General features: G+C 66.3%; 13 protein-coding genes. 6 read left to right on the forward strand and 7 right to left on the reverse strand.

Annotated elements, in window-relative coordinates:
- Positions 1 to 3: 3 nt before the first annotated feature.
- Positions 4 to 864 carry a carbohydrate ABC transporter permease gene (locus tag FGK64_RS04720; protein ID WP_138862618.1) on the reverse strand — a complete coding sequence of 287 codons (861 nt, stop codon included), beginning with the start codon at positions 862 to 864 and terminating at the stop codon, positions 4 to 6.
- A 66-nt stretch (positions 865 to 930) separates the two neighbouring features.
- Complete coding sequence (locus tag FGK64_RS04725) at positions 931 to 2,541, reverse strand: extracellular solute-binding protein (RefSeq protein WP_138862619.1); 1,611 nt, start codon at positions 2,539 to 2,541, stop codon at positions 931 to 933.
- 231 nt (positions 2,542 to 2,772) lie between these two features.
- Between FGK64_RS04725 and FGK64_RS04730 the strand changes: the two genes are divergently transcribed.
- The gene (locus FGK64_RS04730) at positions 2,773 to 3,780 is read left to right on the forward strand and encodes a LacI family DNA-binding transcriptional regulator (RefSeq protein ID WP_138862620.1); all 1,008 of its coding nucleotides are present in this window, start codon (positions 2,773 to 2,775) and stop codon (positions 3,778 to 3,780) included.
- 5 nt (positions 3,781 to 3,785) lie between these two features.
- Here FGK64_RS04730 and FGK64_RS04735 read toward each other — a convergent pair whose 3' ends face one another.
- The 3 genes from FGK64_RS04735 to FGK64_RS04745 form a co-directional block, all read right to left on the reverse strand.
- Entirely contained in the window at positions 3,786 to 4,523 is a 738-nt protein-coding gene (locus FGK64_RS04735) for an SDR family oxidoreductase (RefSeq protein ID WP_138862621.1), read from the reverse strand.
- Between the two features lie 27 nt (positions 4,524 to 4,550).
- Entirely contained in the window at positions 4,551 to 6,359 is a 1,809-nt protein-coding gene (locus tag FGK64_RS04740; protein WP_138862622.1) for an IlvD/Edd family dehydratase, read from the reverse strand.
- Positions 6,360 to 6,640: 281 nt separating this feature from the next.
- On the reverse strand, positions 6,641 to 7,366 hold the full coding sequence (locus tag FGK64_RS04745) for a class II aldolase/adducin family protein (RefSeq protein ID WP_138862623.1): 726 nt from the start codon (positions 7,364 to 7,366) through the stop codon (positions 6,641 to 6,643).
- 102 nt (positions 7,367 to 7,468) lie between these two features.
- Here FGK64_RS04745 and FGK64_RS04750 point away from each other — a divergent pair, with 102 nt between their 5' ends.
- The 5 genes from FGK64_RS04750 (at position 7,469) to FGK64_RS04770 (ending at position 16,234) form a co-directional block, all read left to right on the forward strand.
- Positions 7,469 to 8,404 (forward strand): LysR family transcriptional regulator, encoded by a 936-nt coding sequence (locus FGK64_RS04750; RefSeq protein ID WP_171053969.1) that lies wholly within the window; start codon positions 7,469 to 7,471, stop codon positions 8,402 to 8,404.
- A 111-nt stretch (positions 8,405 to 8,515) separates the two neighbouring features.
- Positions 8,516 to 11,866 (forward strand): transglutaminase family protein, encoded by a 3,351-nt coding sequence (locus tag FGK64_RS04755; protein WP_138863063.1) that lies wholly within the window; start codon positions 8,516 to 8,518, stop codon positions 11,864 to 11,866.
- 54 nt (positions 11,867 to 11,920) lie between these two features.
- Positions 11,921 to 14,305 (forward strand): circularly permuted type 2 ATP-grasp protein, encoded by a 2,385-nt coding sequence (locus tag FGK64_RS04760; RefSeq protein WP_138862625.1) that lies wholly within the window; start codon positions 11,921 to 11,923, stop codon positions 14,303 to 14,305.
- 42 nt (positions 14,306 to 14,347) lie between these two features.
- On the forward strand, positions 14,348 to 15,229 hold the full coding sequence (locus tag FGK64_RS04765) for a transglutaminase family protein (protein ID WP_138862626.1): 882 nt from the start codon (positions 14,348 to 14,350) through the stop codon (positions 15,227 to 15,229).
- Between the two features lie 78 nt (positions 15,230 to 15,307).
- A complete protein-coding gene (locus FGK64_RS04770) occupies positions 15,308 to 16,234 on the forward strand; it encodes a carbohydrate kinase family protein (RefSeq protein WP_138862627.1) in 927 nt (308 codons plus the stop codon).
- On the opposite strand, the gene FGK64_RS04775 is transcribed toward FGK64_RS04770, so the two are convergent.
- Both FGK64_RS04775 and FGK64_RS04780 read right to left on the reverse strand, forming a co-directional pair.
- Complete coding sequence (locus FGK64_RS04775) at positions 16,231 to 17,397, reverse strand: pyridoxal phosphate-dependent aminotransferase (RefSeq protein ID WP_138862628.1); 1,167 nt, start codon at positions 17,395 to 17,397, stop codon at positions 16,231 to 16,233. The two genes, FGK64_RS04770 and FGK64_RS04775, sit on opposite strands and share 4 nt — an antisense overlap.
- An 80-nt stretch (positions 17,398 to 17,477) precedes the next feature.
- A complete protein-coding gene (locus FGK64_RS04780) occupies positions 17,478 to 17,966 on the reverse strand; it encodes a MarR family winged helix-turn-helix transcriptional regulator (protein ID WP_138863064.1) in 489 nt (162 codons plus the stop codon).
- Between the last annotated feature and the right edge of the window lie 77 nt (positions 17,967 to 18,043).

Genomic DNA, 18,043 nt, shown 5'->3' on the forward strand with positions numbered 1-18,043 from the left:
CGGTCATTCCTTGAGCGCCCCGAAGGTCAGGCCGCGCACCAGCTGTTTCTGGATCGCGATGCCCATGATCACGGGCGGCACGGCGGCAATCAGTCCCAGCGCGGCCTTGGCGCCATACAGCTGGCCGGTCATCGAAGACGACAGCGAGGCCATGTAGACAGGGATCGTCACCCAGTCGCGCGTCGTCAGCAGCAGCGCGATCAGGTAATCCGACCAGTTCAGGATAAAGACGAACAGCGCGGAAGAGGCGAGCGCCGGGCGCATCATCGGCAGGGTGATCCGCAGGAAGACACGCCAGCGCGAGCAGCCCTCGACCAGGGCGGCATCCTCGATTTCGCGCGGCATGTCGTCGAAGAAGGTCTTCATCAGCCAGAAGGCAAAGGGCAGCGTGACGATGCCATAGATCAACGCCAGGCCGTACCAGGTGTCGATCAGGCCAAGAAAGGCCCACATGATCATCACCGGGATCATCACCGCCATCGGCGGGAACAGCCGCAGCTGGATCAGCGCCAGCGGCAGGTTGCCACCATAGCCGAACCGCGATAGCCCATAGGCGGCCGCCGTGCCCGCCCCCATCGCGATCAGCGTGCCGAAACTGGCCGCCAGCAGCGAGGCAAGGATGGGCCGCCCGGCGGTGCGTTCCAGCGCCACGATCAGCTCGGACCCGCTCTCGCCAAAGATGAAGCGGAAGTTGTCGAGCGTCGGATTGTTGGGCCACCACGTCAGGTCGGCGCCCGAGGCCTGCCACTCGGCGATGGGTTTGAATGCCATCGAGATCATCCACACCGTCGGGATCAGCGAGATCGCGAGGAAGGTCAGGATCGCGGCATAGCGAAAGATGTCGAATGACAGCGAGCGGTTCATGTCAGGCTTTCACGGTGTTTGGGGAAGAAGGCGCGGGCCGCGCAAGGCGCGACCCGCGCGGGTGCGTCAGGTCGCCGCCGGATCGACCAGATCGGGCCAGGCGGATTTGTTCGCCTTGATCGCATCGACCAGCTTGTCCTCGCCCACGCGGCGCGTGATACGCTTCCACTGGCGCTCGGTGTTGGCCATGGCCTCTTGCGCCGTCATGCTGCCCGTCAGCGCCGCGACAAGGTTCTCGTCCAGCGCGTTGTGGAAGGCGGTGGCGCCGGGGTAGTTGATCGTCGGCACCGTGCGGCGCACGCTCTCGCGGACCACGTCCATGTGGTAGTCGTGATAGGTTTCACGCACCAGCGGATCGGCAAAGTTCGCCAGCTGGAACGGGTCGAAATAGCCGCCCGGGTTGGCTGTCATCCACGAATAGATCCGCGACGAGCCCAGCCATTGCAGCAGCAGGTACGCGGCCTCGGGGTGCTCGGACTGCGACGACACGCAGGCCGTCAGGTTCAGCCACAGCACCGTGCGCCGCACCAGCCCGTCGTCATGCATCCGCCCCGGCGGCAGGTGGCTGCCCACTTTGCCCGTCACCTTCGACCCTTCGTTGGCCGGGTTGTCGAGGAACTTGGGCAGGTTCGAGAAGGCGCATGTCATCGCCGCGCCGCCATTGCCGAAGTTGCCATATTGTTCAGGCCAGGACCACGAAATCGCGTCGGGCGAATGGTGCGCGAGGCTCTTGATGTATTCCTCGGTCGCGGCCCAGCCGGCCTCGCCGTTGATCAGCGCGGTGCCTTCATCGTCGAACAGGAACTGGTTGGGCGAGGCCATCGACACGAACCGCTGATACCAGTTGGTATAGCCCCAGCCCTGATTGCGCAGATCGGTCGAGCCGAACAGCCCCTCGTCGGGCCGGTGGAAGAAGGCCGCGATCTGGTCGTGCTGCTCCCAGGTCGAGGGCGGGGCGAGCTCGTACCCGTGCTGGTCGGCAAAGGCCTTTTGTTCCTCGGGGTTGTTGAACAGGTCGGTGCGGTGGTTCCATGTCTGGAAATCGCCGTCCAGCGACACGCCGTAAACCGATCCGCGATAGCCGTTCAGCAGCGACACGCCCGCCTCACCGTTCACATAGCCGCGCTCGGGATCGTCCCACTCGGGGCGGTGGGTGGCCACGTAATCGTCCAGTGCGACGATGCCGCCGGTCTCGGCCAAGTCGCCCAGGCGGTTCCATTCGACCGCGTAAATGTCGAACCCGCCGCCCTTGGTCGACACGTCTTGCATGACCTTGGTGAATTCCTGCCCGTTGGGCACGCCAACGATGTCCAGCGTGATGCCGGTTTCCTGCTCCCACAAGTCCTTGACCGAGGGCGCGCCTTCGGGGAAGGGCTGGGTGATCTGCCCGATGGACCCGTCCGACAGGCCCAGAACGATGCGCTCGGGCGCCTTGCCGGCGGCTTTCAGCGCCTTCGCGGCCTCGACGGCACGGCCCTCCGGCGTGTCGGCGCCGTATTGGTACCGCTCGGCCCCGGCAAAACCGGTCGGCCCGCCCACCATGCCCTGCGCCAGCCCGGCCGAAGCGCGGGCCCGGTCGGCCCGCAGTACCAAGGGCGAAGACAGCGCCACAAGGGCCGTCGTGCGGGCAGCGGCAGACAGGAACCTGCGCCGCGTGAAATGCGGTGAATTCTTCATGATGTCCTCCCGTGACGGCGCCCTCCCCGGCGCCTTGATCTTGTGCCTTTACCTGTGACAGGGATTGAGGGACGGACAATCATCAAGAACCATCATTTTTGATCATTTCCGTCAATCGCGGCCGTTTTGCAGGCGCAGAAATGCATGTTCGCAGCATTAATGATGTGAAATGATTGCATTTATGCGTTTTGCATGATGGAAAATGAAGGCACGCCACGAGGGGATTCGCACATGCGCACAACCGTTACCCAGATCGCCCGCGCCGCCGGGGTGTCGCCCGCCACGGTCGACAGGGTGCTGAACAATCGCGACGGGGTGCGCGCGCGCACCCGCGATATCGTGATGCAAACGGCGACGCAGCTGGGCTACTTCGGCCCGGTCGCCGATACCGCCACCGCCCGGATGCGGATGGATTTCGTGCTGCCTGCCGGTTCGAACAGCTTTATCCGCGCGCTGCGCAAACACCTGCTGGACGAGGCCACGGCCCGGCCCGACGTGGCGGTAAACGTGCACGACATCGAAGGCTTCGACCCTGAACGCCTGTCGGCCCGGCTTCGCGATCTGCGCGGCAAGACCGATGCGGTGGGTGTCGTCGCGCTGGATCATCCCCAGGTGCGCGAGGAGATCAACGCGCTGGCGCAATCGGGCGCCAAGATCGGCACGCTGGTGTCCGACATCCCGACCGTGGACAAGGTGGGGTACGTCGGCGTCGACAACCGCGCGGCGGGCCGGGTGGCCGGGTTGCTGCTGGGCCGGTTCCTGCCCCCCGCCGGACGGCAGCGGATCGCGGTGTTCATGGGCTCGCTGGCCTATCGCGGCCATGAAGAACGCGAGATGGGGTTCCGCGCCATCCTGTCCGAGGATTTCCCGGAACTGGAAGTCGTCGGCTTGGCCGAAGTGTCGGACGACCGCGACCGCGCCTATCACGAAACCCTCCGGTTTCTGGATTCCGGCAACATCGCGGGCATCTACAACATCGGCTCGGGCAATCAGGGCATCGCGCGCGCCCTGCGCGAACGGCAGATGGAACGCCGCGTGGTGTTCATCGGCCACGATCTGACAGATGCAACCCGCCTGATGCTGCTGGACCGCACGATGGATGCGGTGATCGACCAGAACCCAAGGGTCGAGGCGCGCGAGATCCTGCGCCTGCTCACCTCATCCGTGCGCGGCGCGCGCGAGCCGGAATACCTGCCCCGCCTTCAGGTGGTGTTCAAGGAAAACATCCCCACATCGTAAGGCGCCTAGCCGCGCCCGATAAAGGGCATGTTCGTCGCCATCACCGTCATGAACTGGACGTTCGCGCCCTCGGGCATCGTTGCCATGTGCAGCACCGACCGGGCCACGTCCTCGACATCCATCACCGGCTCGACCTCGACCGCGCCATTGGGTTGCGGCATCCCCTGTGTCATTGGCAGCGTCATTTCCGTCAGCGCATTGCCGATGTCGATCTGCCCGCAGGCGATGTTGAAGGGCCGTCCGTCCAGCGAGATCGACCGGGTCAGCCCGGTGATCGCATGTTTCGAGGCCGTATAGGCTGCCGATCCCACACGCGGCGCATGGGCACTGATCGAACCGTTATTGATGATCCGCCCGCCTTGCGGATCCTGCCGCCGCATCAGCGCAAAGGCCGTCTGTGCCGCGATGAAGGATCCGGTCAGGTTGGTTTCGATCACCCGGCGCCAATCGCCGATGGCGATCTCGTCGATGGGCGCGCCTTTCAGCGACACGCCCGCATTGTTGAACAGAACATCCAGCCGCCCCCATTCCGCCGCGACCCGGCCAAAGGCACCTTCAACAGCGTCTTCCTCGCAGACATCGCAAGGCATGATCCGCGCGGCCGCGTGGCCGTCCGCCGCCTCTTCCAGGGCTTCGACACGGCGCCCCACCAGCCCTACGTTCCAGCCCGCTTGCAAAAAGGCCCGCGCGGTCGCCCGGCCAATGCCGATTCCTGCCCCGGTGATGATGATGCTCTGGCTCATTTTATCTCCTTCAGGGCGCAGGGCCCTCTAATGATTATCGCGTGGCAGGCTTTCGCGCACCCGGCGATATGCGGTCGCCAGTTCAAGGCAGCCGCCCTGCGCCAGCTGTCCGACATGGGCGCGATACATCTCTTGCCAGGGCGTCTGGTGGTTCAACTCCGGCGCCACCCAGGCGGCGCGCCGCGCGTCCCATTCGTCGGGCGCAACCAGCGCATCCAGCCGCCCGGCATTCAAATCCAGCCGCACCCGGTCGCCCGTGCGCAGCAAGGCCAGCCCCCCGCCCACTGCCGCCTCGGGCGAGGCATTCAGGATAGACGGGCTTTCCGAGGTGCCCGATTGCCGCCCGTCACCTACGGTGGGCAAATGGCTTACCCCCGCGCGGATCAACGCATCGGGCGGCTGCATGTTTACCACCTCGGCCGACCCGGGATAGCCCACGCAGCCGACGCCGCGAATGAACAACATGCTGTCCTCGCCAATCTCCAGGTCCGGGTCATTGATCCGGTCGTGGTAATCCTCGGGGCCCTCGAACACCACGGCGCGCGCGTCGTGAATGCCCTCGCGCCCCGGCGCGCTCAGGAACCGGGCGCGGAAGTCATCGGAAATCACGCTGGTCTTCATCAACGCGCTGTCGAAGAGGTTGCCTGTCAGCACCAAAAACCCTGCCCGCGTGCGCAGGGGATCATCGCAACCGCGGATCACATCCCGGTCACGACTGCCCCATCCCGCCAGGTTGTCGCGCATCGCACGCCCGGTTGCCGTCATGGCCTCGCCGCGCAACAGCCCCGCGCGCAGCAGCTCTCCCATCACCGCAGGCACGCCGCCGGCGCGATAGAAACTTTCGCCCAGGTAGGCGCCCGCCGGCTGCATGTTCACCAGCAAAGGCACGTCATGGCCAATGCGCTGCCAATCCTCCACCTCCAGATCCACACCCGCATGGCGCGCAATCGCCTGCAGATGCGGCGGGGCGTTGGTTGACCCGCCTATCGCCGAATTCACCACGATGGCGGTCTCGAACGCCTCGCGCGTCAGGATGTCCGACGGCTTCAGATCGTCCCAGACCATCTCCACGATGCGCCGCCCGGTCTCATAGGCCATCGCCATACGCTCGCGGAACGGCGCCGGAATCGCGGACGATCCGGTCAGCGTCATGCCCAGCGCCTCGGCCATCGCATTCATGGTCGACGCGGTGCCCATGGTGTTGCAATGCCCAAGGCTCGGCGCGCTGGCACAAACCCGGTCCATGAATTCCTCATAGTCGATCTGCCCCTCAGCCAGCAGCCGCCGGCTCTCCCAGACGATCGTGCCGCTGCCCGCCCGGGTGCCGTTCCACCAGCCATCCAGCATCGGCCCGCCATTCAGCGCCAGCGCCGGAATATCGACGGTCGCCGCACCCATCAGCATCGCCGGAGTCGTCTTGTCGCAACCCGTGGTAAGCACCACCCCGTCGATGGGATAGCCGTGCAACACCTCGACCAGCCCCAGGTAGGCCAGGTTCCGGTCCAGCGCGGCGGTGGGCCGCTTGCCGGTCTCCTGAATGGGATGCACCGGGAATTCCATAGGTATCCCGCCCGCATCGCGGATTCCCGCCTTGATCCGGTCCATCAGAAACAGATGTATCTTGTTGCAGGGCGCCAGATCGCTGCCGGTCTGGGCAATCCCGATTACCGGGTGCTCTCCCTGCAACTCACTGCGGGTATAGCCGTGGTTCAGATAGCGCTCGATGTACAGCGCCGTCATGCCCGGGTTGTTGGGGTTGTCGAACCACTCCTGCGACCGGAAGCGCCGGTTCGCCCGCGGTCCCTTGCCGTGCTCGCCATTATCTCCCGTACCCATCGCGCCCTCCCAGCCGTTCGGCGCAGGTTTCCCGCTCGCCTCGGCCGATGCAAGCCAAAATCCGTATCCGTCTTTAAGGCACAATATATCCCGGGGGACTCCCGCAGGGAGGGGGGGGGGCAGAGCCCCCCTCTCTGCGCCCCACGCGCAAACCGCCGCGGCGCACCTTGCCCGAGCGCGCCGCAGCAGTGGGCCGCCCTCCCGATCGGGTGGCAGGCCGCAGGCGCCCCGGCTCCCCCCGGGGCCGGGGCGCCTGATTGGAGACCCGATTAAAGCCCCGATTAAAGCCCCGAGAACCCAGCGCGCGCGATCCAGTAATCCCAGGCTCGCGCCACGCAGGAGGGATGGAACAAGGTCTGCGTGGTCATCTCGATTTCGCCATCGCTCAGATAGGTCGGCTGCGTCAGCGGCAGCGTCCGCAAGATCAGATCGGCGTTTTCCTTCAGGTAGATCGACACCATGCAGACGTGTTTCAGCGACTGCGCCGCACAGATCGCCCCATGCGCCCGCATCAGCGCCACCCGGCCATCGCCCAGCGTGCGCGCCAGCGAGGCCCCCTGCTCCTTTGTCTCGATCAGCATGTTGGTATCGCCGAACTCCGGCTGGCTGTCCCAGATCGGGATATGCCGCCCGATGACCGATCCCATGTGAAAGATGGGCCGCAGCGGCACGTCCGAGATGGTAAACGGTACGACCGACCGCGCGTGGTGATGCGTCACCGCCATCACGTCGGGGCGGGCGCGGTAGACTTCGGAATGGATCGGCCGCTCGCGGTACGATCCACGCGGATCGTCGCCCTGAATTCTGTCGTCCATGTCGAATTCCTGAATGTCCGCGCGCGTCACATTGGCCGGACTGCGCGAGCGCGACAGGAAATAGCGGTCGGGATTCAGCGGGTGGCGAATGCTGACATGGCCGAAATCGTCGATCACATCCTCGCGTGCCATGATCCGGTTCGCGATCACCAACTCGGTGATCGCTGCGTCGATTACTGCCTGTTCGTCCATTCTGGTCCTCGTCAATTGTGGAATGCACCCTTCCTAGACGGTCGCAGGAAATGGTTCTAATATATGTTTCAGGCCATTTTCATATTCAAATGGGTATACGTGATGCAATCCGCCCTGTCGCACCTCAGCCTGCACAAGATCGCCGTGTTCTGCGCCGTGGCAGACCACGGCTCGGTCACCCGCGCGGCGGAACAGCTTGCCATCGCCCAGCCCGTCGTCACCGCCCATGTGCGCGCCCTGTCCGACAAGCTGGGTGTTGCGCTGACCCGGCGCAGGGGCCGCCGGATCGAACTGACGGAAGAAGGCCGCCGCGTGCACGCATGGGGCGCCGACCTGCTGCGCCGGGCCCGCGATCTGGAACAGGCGCTGGCCGAAACCCGCGAAGGGCGGCGCGGCACGGCGACGCTGGCCGCCTCCATGACCTTTGGCTCCTACGTGCTGCCACGCCTGCTGGTCGACAGCCGCGCGCGCTTTCCGGATGCCGATCTGGCGGTGCAGGTCGTCAGCCCCCGCGCAGCCACGCAATCGGTGCGCGACGGGGGCTGCGACATGGCGTTTACCATCCTTGAACCCGGCCACGACATCGACGGGCTTGACGTGGCGCCGATGCGGCAGGAACCGCTGATCCTGATCGGAGCCGCCCGGCCCGAGACCCCGCAAACGCTGTCTCCCGCCCAGCTGGAAACCCTGCCTTTCGTGGCCGCGCAGGCTGGAACCCCGCGCCGCGCCATCGAGGATCACGCGCTTATGGCCGCTGGAATTGGCACCCGCCGTATCGCGCTGGAACTGGGCCATGCCGAAGCCATCAAACAGGCGGTGCGCGCGGGTGCAGGCGTGGCCTTCGTCTTCCTGTCCTCGGTGCAGGACGATCTTGCCACTGGCACGCTCGCACGCATCGACACGCCGGGCATGGCGCTGTCTGTGCCCATCTACCTTGTACGCCGCCGGGGCCGCCCGCTGTCGCCGTTTCATGCCGCGCTGGCTGACCATCTGACACAGGCAATCCGCGCCGACACGCCTGTGAGTGCCGCGAAATGAGGCCCGCCGCCGCCGCACTTGGCCCAACCGTGCGTCCCGGTGGCAATCCACTTTACAGCACGCTGCAAACCCGGTCTGCTGGGCCAGACCCAGACGAAGGACCAACGCCGTATGGCCATCACCGCCGCGATCACCCACGTCACGCATTACACCTATGACCGCCCAGTCACGCTGGGCCCGCAGATCATCCGCCTGCGCCCCGCGCCGCACAGCCGCACCCGCGTGATTTCGCACGCGCTGCGCGTCTTGCCTGCCGGGCATTTCGTGAACCACCAGCAAGACCCCTATGGCAACTGGCTGGCGCGCTTCGTCTTCCCCGAGCCGGTGACCGAATTCAAGATCGAGGTCGACCTGGTCGCCGACATGACCGTCTACAACCCCTTCGATTTCTTCGTCGAGGAAAGCGCCGAGGAATGGCCTTTTGCCTACCCCGAGGATCTGCGCGAAGATCTGTCGATCTACCGCACCCCCGAGCCGGCCGGCCCCGCGCTGACCGCCTATCTCGAAGGGCTCGACCGGAGCGAGACGAACACCGTCAACTTCCTTGTCGCGCTGAACACCGCGCTGCAACAGCACATCGGATATGTCATCCGCATGGAACCGGGCGTGCAGACGCCCGAGGAAACGCTGACCCTGCAAAAGGGCTCGTGCCGCGATACCTCGTGGCTGCTGGTGCAGATCCTGCGCAATCTGGGGTTCGCCGCGCGCTTTGTCTCGGGCTACCTGATCCAGCTGAAACCCGATCTGGTGGCGCTGGATGGCCCGGCGGGCACCGATCACGATTTCACCGACCTGCACGCCTGGGCCGAGGTCTACCTGCCCGGCGCGGGCTGGATCGGGCTGGACCCGACCAGCGGCCTCTTGACGGGCGAAAGCCACATCCCGCTGGCCGCCACCCCGCATTACCGCAACGCCGCGCCCATCGCGGGCGGCTTCACGGCGGCAGGCACGCCCGAGGTCGGCTTTCACTTTGACATGCAGGTGAAACGCACCGCCGAGCACCCCCGCATCACCAAACCCTTCTCGGAAGAGTCGTGGCAGGCGCTCGACGCACTCGGCAAACAGGTCGATGCCGCGATGGAAGCGGGCGACATGCGCCTGACCATGGGGGGCGAGCCGACCTTTGTGTCGATCGACGATTTCGAATCCTCGGAATGGAACACCGGCGCGGTCGGGCCGATGAAACGCGGGCTGGCCGACCGGCTGATCCGCCGCCTGCGCGACCGCTTCGCGCCCGGCGGCTTCCTGCATTACGGTCAGGGCAAGTGGTATCCGGGCGAAACCCTGCCGCGCTGGACCTTCAGCCTCTACTGGCGCAAGGACGGCAAGCAGATCTGGCGCGACGCCGATCTGATCGCCGAGGAAGACGTCAAGGGCAGCGCCACGCCCGATCAGGCCGGCGCCCTGCTGGGCCGCATCGCCGAAGGGCTGGGGATCGAATCCGACCATGTCGTGCCCGCCTATGAGGATCCGGCCGAATGGATCCTGAAGGAATCGAACCTGCCGGAAAACGTGACCCCGGAAAATTCGAAACTGAAAGACCCCGAAGAACGCCACCGCATGGCGCGTGTCTTTGAACGCGGGCTGACCGAACCCTCGGGTTTTGTGCTGCCGGTGCAACGCTGGCAATCGCGCGCCACGGGGCCGGTCTGGCGGTCGGAAAAATGGAAGCTTCGGCGCGGGCATGTCTATCTGGTGCCGGGTGACAGCCCGGTGGGCTATCGCATTCCGCTGGGCACGCTGCCCTATGTGCCGCCCTCGCAATACCCCTATACCTATGTCACCGACCCAACTGTACCGCGCGGCCCCCTGCCCGATCCTGTCGCCGATCCCGTGGCCGAAGCGGCAACACCCGAACGCGAACAACCCGTCTCGGCGCCCGTGCCCGGCGGCCCGGTGCAGGACGTGATCGAGCAGGAGCTGGGCGTCGTCGGCGGCGCCGTGCGCACCGCGCTGACGGTCGAACCGCGCGACGGGCGGCTTTGCGTGTTCATGCCGCCGGTCGAGTCGCTGGAAGATTATCTTGACCTGTTGCAAGTGGCCGAAAACTCGGCGCGAGAGCTGGGCCTGCCCGTTCATATCGAAGGTTACGCACCGCCGCATGACCACCGGGTGAACGTGATCCGCGTCGCCCCCGACCCCGGCGTGATCGAGGTGAACATTCACCCCGCCGCCACCTGGGCCGAGTGCGTGGAAACCACCCGCGCGGTGTACGAAGAGGCACGTCAGTGCCGCCTTGGCGCCGACAAGTTCATGATCGACGGCAAGCACACCGGCACCGGCGGCGGCAACCACGTCGTGGTGGGCGGCGAAACCCCGGATGACAGCCCGTTCCTGCGCCGCCCCGACCTGCTGCGCAGCCTGATCCTGCACTGGCAGCGGCATCCCTCGCTGTCCTACCTGTTCTCGGGGCTGTTCATCGGCCCCACCAGCCAGGCGCCCCGCATCGACGAAGCCCGCCACGACACGCTGTACGAGCTGGAAATCGCGCTGTCGCAAATCCCGAACCCGGAAGACGGCCCGCCGCCGCAGCCGTGGCTGGTGGATCGGCTGCTGCGCAACATCCTGATCGACGTGACCGGCAACACCCACCGGGCCGAGATCTGCATCGACAAGCTGTATTCCCCCGATGGCCCCACCGGGCGCCTTGGGCTGGTGGAATTCCGCGGCTTCGAGATGCCGCCCGATCCCCAGATGAGCCTTGCGCAACAGGTGCTGATCCGGGCGCTGCTGGCGCGGTTCTGGGCCAGCCCGATCAAGGGCGCGCCGGTGCGCTGGGGCACCACCCTGCACGACCGCTTCATGCTGCCGCATTTCCTCTGGGCCGACTTCACCGAGGTGCTACGCGACCTGGGCGACCACGGGTTCACCCTGCGCCCCGAATGGTACGAGGCGCAGGCCGAATTCCGCTTCCCCTTCTGCGGCGAGGTCGATTACGACGGCGTGCACCTGGAACTGCGGCAGGCGCTGGAGCCCTGGCATGTGATGGGTGAACGCGGCGCCATCGGCGGCACCGTGCGCTATACCGACAGCTCGGTCGAGCGGATGCAGGTTCAGCTGACCGCCGCCGACCCCGACCGCTATATCGTGGCCTGCAACCAGCGCCGCATTCCACTGGTCAAGGGCGCAGGCGCCGGGCAATCCGTGGGCGGCGTGCGCTTCAAGGCATGGCAACCGGCCGAGGCGATGCACCCGGTTCTGCCCGTCAACGCGCCGCTGACCTTCGACATTTTTGATACGTGGACGGGCCGAGCGCTGGGTGGCTGCACCTATCACGTCGCCCATCCGGGGGGCCGCAATTATGAGACATTCCCCGTAAATGGAAACGAGGCCGAGGCCCGCCGCCTTGCGCGGTTCGAGAAAATGGGCCACAGCATCGGCAGCTACTGGCCCGCACCCGAAACCCCGCACCGCGAGTTCCCGATGACACTCGACCTGCGGCGCGCCTCCGGTATCACCTGATGACACCCCCGCCCCGCCCGCGCGAGGGCCCATGAAAGACCCGACCAAAGGACGATGCAGGCCGAAACGCTGAACGATTTGCTGGCGGGCTACACCCCGCGCTCCGGGGTGGCAGACGAACTGTTCGCCGCCCCGGGTCAGCTGCGCCCGGTCTGGCAACCGCTAATCGACCATATGGCCGGCCTCGGCCCCGATGTGCTGGCCCAGCGCTTCGCGCGCGGCGATCAGTATCTTGCCGACGCGGGCGTCTATTTCCGCCAGCACACCGCCAGCGGATCGGACGAACGCAACTGGCCGCTGAGCCATGTTCCGGTGGTGATCGCCGCGCCGGAATGGCGCGCGCTGTCCGATGGCATCGTGCAGCGGGCCGAGCTGCTGGAACGGGTGATGGCCGATCTCTACGGCCCCGGGCGGCTGGTCAGCGACGGGCTGCTGCCCGCCGAACTGGTCGCGCAGAACAGCGAATGGCTGCGCCCTGTTGTGGGCACGCGCCCGCCCTCGGGGCATTTCCTGCACTTCCTTGCCTTTGAAATCGGCCGCTCGCCCGATGGCAGTTGGTTCGTGCTGGGCGACCGCACACAGGCGCCCTCTGGTGCGGGCTTTGCGCTTGAAAACCGCATGGCGACCAGCCGGGTGTTCTTCGATCACTTCTCGGGGTCGAACGTGGAACGCCTGGCCGGGTTCTTCCGCGCCTTCCGCGATGCGGCCAACGGGCTGCGCCACGACGGGCAGGGCCGCGTCGCGATCCTGACACCGGGTCAGCACACCGATACCTATTTCGAACACGCCTATATCGCGCGCTACCTTGGCTTTCTGCTGCTGGAAGCGGACGATCTGAAAATCGACAACGGCCTGCTGACCGTGCGCACCGTCAGCGGCCCGGAACCGATCAGCGTGTTGTGGCGCAGGCTTGATTCCCGTTTCTCGGATCCGCTCGAACTTAGCGAAGAGTCGACCATCGGCACCCCCGGCATGGTTTCGGCGCTGCGGCAGGGCGCCGTGTCCATGCTGAACTGCCTTGGCTCGGGCGTGCTGGAAACCCGCGCGATGATGGCCTTTTTGCCGCGCATCGCCCGCACCCTGCTGGGCGAGCCGCTGAAGCTGCCCAATATCGCGACATGGTGGTGCGGCCAGCCGCGCGAGCTGGACCATGTGCGCCGCACGCTCGACCGGATGATGATCGGCCCGGCGCAATCGACCCGCCTGCCCTTTGAAATCGATGGCGCGACCGTTCTTGGCGGATCCTTCCGCGGCAGCGCCCAGCGCCCGATCGACGACTGGCTCGCGACAGATGCACCGAACCTTGTCGGGCAAGAGGCGGTGACGCTGTCGACCACGCCGGCCATGATCGACGGCCAGCTTGTGCCGCGCCCCATGGTGGTGCGCGTCTTTGCCGCCCGCACGCCGCAGGGCTGGACGGTGATGCCCGGCGGCTATGCCCGCATCGGGCGCACCGAGGATCCGACCGCGCTGGCGATGCAGAACGGCGGTTCGGTTGCCGATGTCTGGATCGTGGGCGACAGGCCCGTGTCACGCGACAGCCTGACCGCCCAGCCCGATGGCCCCTATGTGCGCCGCGCCCCCGGTGTGCTGCCCAGTCGCGCCGCCGATAACCTCTATTGGCTTGGCCGCTATGTCGAACGCGCCGAAAGCCACGTGCGCCTGCTGCGCGCCTTCCACCTGCGCCGCGAGGATGCAGGCGACGCCGAAACCACGCTGATCGACCACCTGAGCCGCTTTATCTCGACCTTCGGTCTGGATACCGCCCAGCCGATGCCCACGGCCCTGCTGGCCCAGTTCGACACCGCGCTGAACTGCGCCGGCAAGGTGCGCGACCGGTTTTCTACCGATGGCTGGCACGCGCTGAACGACCTGGCCCACAGCGCGCACGCGATGGCGGGCACCGCCCAGCCGGGCGACGATGCCGCCCGCGCCATGACGGTGCTGCTGCGCAAGCTGGCGGGCTTCTCGGGCCTTGTGCACGAAAACATGTTCCGCTTCACCGGCTGGCGGTTCCTGTCGATGGGCCGCGCGCTGGAACGCGCCGATCACACGCTGGCGCTGCTGGAAACCTTTTGCGATCTCAAGGCCCCCGCCGGCAGCTTCGATGTCGCGGTCGAGGTAGGCGACAGCGTCATCACCCATCGCCGCCGCTATGCCGTGGCCACCACGCGCAGCACGGTGATCGACCTGCTGGCGCTGGACGAAGGCAACCCGCGCTCGGTGATCTTTCAGGCCGACCTGCTGCGCCGCGAGGAAACCGAACTGCCCCGGCCCGAACATGGCCCCCGCATGACCGACCTTGGCCGCCGCATCCTGCGCCTGCAGACTGACCTTGCCACCATCACGCCCGAACGGCTGACCACCCGGCGCATCGGCGGGCTGCGGCGCGATTTTGCCGCCGTCTCCGAGGCGCTGACCGATCTGTATCTTGTCTGACATCCGGCCCACCCGCGCGCGCCCCGTATCGGAAGACCTGACATGCCAGTGATCTACGACATCACGCTTGAAATCGGCTACCGCTATGAACGCGCCGCCGGGTCCAGCCGGACGCTGCTGCGGATGCTGCCGCCGACGCGGGTCGACCAGCAATTGCTCTCGGGCGCAGTCACCGTGTCGCCCCCGCCGGATTTCCGGCTGGATCGCACCGATTTCTTCGGCAACGCCATGACGGAAATCGCCCATACCGCGCCGGTGCAGGAAACGAAATTCCGCTTTCAGGGCCGTGTGCGCCGCAGCCCCAACATCAACCCGATGGATCTGTCCTGCCCCTATGACCGCCTGCCCAGCGATCTGGCCGCGACCCGCAGCATCGACGCCCTGTCGCCGCATCATTTTCTGGGCCGCAGCGACCGCGTGACCCCCGGCGGCGATATCGCCGATTTCGCCCAAAGCATTGCCGAACCGGGCATGACCACACGCGCGCTGGTGCAGGCGGTGTCGTCGCGGCTGCACTCGGAAATGGCCTTCGATCCGGTCGCAACCGAAGTCACCACCGCCCCGGACGAGGCGTTTCGCGCCCGTCGCGGCGTCTGTCAGGATTTCTCGCATATCGCGATTTCCGCGTTGCGCACGCTGGGGATTCCGGCGGGCTATGTCAGCGGCTTCCTACGCACCCTCCCGCCGCCCGGGCAGGAAAGGCTCGAGGGCGCCGACGCGATGCACGCCTGGGTGCGGGCGTGGTGCGGGGCCGAAACCGGCTGGGTCGAAATCGATCCGACCAATGCGATCTGGGCCGAAGAAGATCACATCGTGGTCGCCGTGGGCCGCGACTATGCCGATGTCGCCCCGGTCAAGGGATCGTTGCGCGCCACCGGCGGGCAGAAATCGACCCATAGCGTGGATGTCGTCCCCGTCGACTGACACGCCAAGCGGGCTTGCAATGTTATCGCAAACATAGCAGGAGTCTGCCCGATCCCTGCCACCTGAAGGAACGGCCCCATGATCCTGTGCTGCGGAGAAGCCCTGATCGACATGATCCCCGGCACCACCCCCGACGGCGCGGCGGCCCTGGTGCCTTTGGTGGGCGGCGCGGTGTTCAACACCGCCATCGCGCTGGGCCGTCTTGGCGCGCCGGTCGCCATGTGGACGGGGCTGTCGCGCGACCGTTTCGGGCGGCAGCTGGATCGCGCCTTGCAGGACGCGGGCGTCGATACCGCGCTGGTCACGCGCAGCGACCGGCCCACAACGCTGGCTTTTGTCGATCTGGTCGACGGGCAGGCCAGCTATCTGTTTTACGACGAAAACTCCGCCGGGCGGATGCTGCATCGGGCGGATATCCCCGCCCTGCCCGACACGGTGGACCTGCTGTATTTCGGCGGCATCAGCCTGTGCAACCCGCCAGCCGCCGACAGCTATGCCGCGCTGGCCGCGCAGCAGGCCGGCCGCCGCGCCATCGTGATCGACCCGAACATCCGCCCCGGGTTCATCAGCGACGAACCCGCCTATCGCGTGCGGCTGAACGGAATGCTGGCGCTGGCCGATCTGGTCAAGGTCTCGGATGACGATCTGGCGTGGATCTGCCCTGATGCCACCGACGACGCCGCCCGCGTGCGCAGACTGCAAGACATGGGCGCGCGCATCGTGGTGGTGACGCGCGGCGGCGATGGTGCCGTGGGATATTTGCCCGGCGGGCAAACCGTCACCGTGCCCGCCGTGCCCGCGCAGGTGGTCGATACCGTGGGCGCGGGCGATACCTTCAACGCCGGGATGCTGGCGCGGGCGCAGGCACTGGGCCTGCTGTCACGCGAGGCGCTGGCCGCCCTCACGCCCGACGCGCTGGCCGACATCCTGTCCTACGGCGCGCGCGTTGCCGCCGTGACCGTGTCGCGCGCCGGGGCGAACCCGCCCTGGCGGCACGAGATCTAGCGTTCGAGGAACTCTTTCATCCGGCCCAGCGCGCGGCGGATGTTGTCCTCGGAATTGGCATAGCTGATGCGGATATACCCCTCGCCCAGCACGCCGAAATCGGGGCCGCCGATGGTGGCAATACCCGCGTCCTCAAGCAGGGCGCTCGCCAGCTTCTTGGCCTGCCATCCGGTGCCCGAGATGTTCGGAAACGCATAGAACGCGCCCTTGGGCACCACGCAGGACACCCCCGGCATCGCGTTCAGCAGCTCGACCACCACGCGGCGGCGCGCGTCAAAGGCCGCGCCCATTTCGGCCACCGCGTCCTGTGGGCCCGTCAACGCCGCCAGCGCGCCGAACTGCGCGGGCGTGTTCACGCAGGACCAGGCGTTCACCGCCAGCTTGCGCGCCTTGTCATACAGCGCATCGGGCCAGACAGCCCAGCCCAGCCGCCAGCCGGTCATCGCATAGGTTTTTGACCAGCCGTTCAACAAGATCAGCCGGTCGCGAATCTCGGGGTAATCCAGCAGCGTGACGTGTTTTTCACCGTCATAGAGCATCTGGTCGTAAATCTCGTCCGACATCACGGCGACCTCGGGCCAGTCTGCCAGCCCCGCCACCAGCGCGTCGATTTCCGCCTTGGGCGTCACCCCGCCACAGGGATTGGCGGGCGAGTTCACGATGATCAGCCGGGTGCGATCAGAGATCAGGCCCAGCGTTTCCTCGGCCGAGAAGGCAAAGCCGTTTTCCTCGCGGATCGGGATCGGCACCGGGGTCGCGCCGGTGAATTCGATCATCGAGCGATAGATCGGAAACCCCGGATCGGGATACATGATTTCCACGCCCGGCTGACCGAACATCAGGATCGCGGTGAACATCGTCACCTTGCCGCCGGGCACCACCATCACGTTGTCGGGGTTTACCTCGGCATTGAAACGGCGGTGCAGATCGGCGGCCACCGCCTCGCGCAGCGGCGGGATGCCGGTGGCGGCGGTGTAGCCATGCTGCCCGTCGTGCAGCGCCTTCACCGCGGCTTCGACGATATGCTCGGGCGTCGGAAAATCCGGCTGACCGATGCCAAGGTTGATGATGTCACGCCCCTGATCGGCCAGCGCATTGGCCCGCGCCAGCACGGCAAAGGCGTTTTCCTCGCCGATCCTGTCGAAATTCGCTACCGTCTGCATGGCACCCCTCCCTTATGGTCCGCGACCGCAGGGCTACACCGAACTGAAGAGCGATGCCAGCGCGCTAGAAGGCCCCGATCTTAAAAGGCATTCTGGCGCACGTTGCCAAGAATGCGCTGCAAGGTGCCCACGAATTGCTGCATCTCTGCGGGCTCGATGCCGTCGAACATGCGGCGATAGCTGTGCCACATGATCGGCCAGACACGCTCAAACTCGGCCCGGCCTTCGTCGGTCAGGTACATCTCGCGCACGCGGCCGTCGGTGGCGCGTTCAACCCGGCGCACCAGCCCGGCGGTTTCCAGCGCCTCGAGCGTGCGGCTCATCGTCGATTGCTCGGTCACGGCATAAACCGACAGCTCGTTTATGGTCAGCCCCGGCACCACCGCCATCACCGCCAGCGCCCGCATCTTGGCCGTGTTCAGGTTGTTCGACCGCAACGCGCCGGTCAGGTCGTCGTTATACCGGCCCATGATGCGGTTCAGCAGGTAGGGGGCAAAGTTGTTCAGCCCGATTTCGCCCAACGTCTCGCCCGCGACGGGCGGCTCCTGCACGGTGTCATTTTCGGCCATAGGTGTCATTTTTCACTAAGTTCCGGAATTGGCGCCCCTGATTGCCCGAACCGATCGAAAATACAACGAAAAACGCA

It is taken from the genome of Arenibacterium halophilum (genome assembly GCF_005938225.1).
GTDB lineage: Bacteria > Pseudomonadota > Alphaproteobacteria > Rhodobacterales > Rhodobacteraceae > Arenibacterium > Arenibacterium halophilum.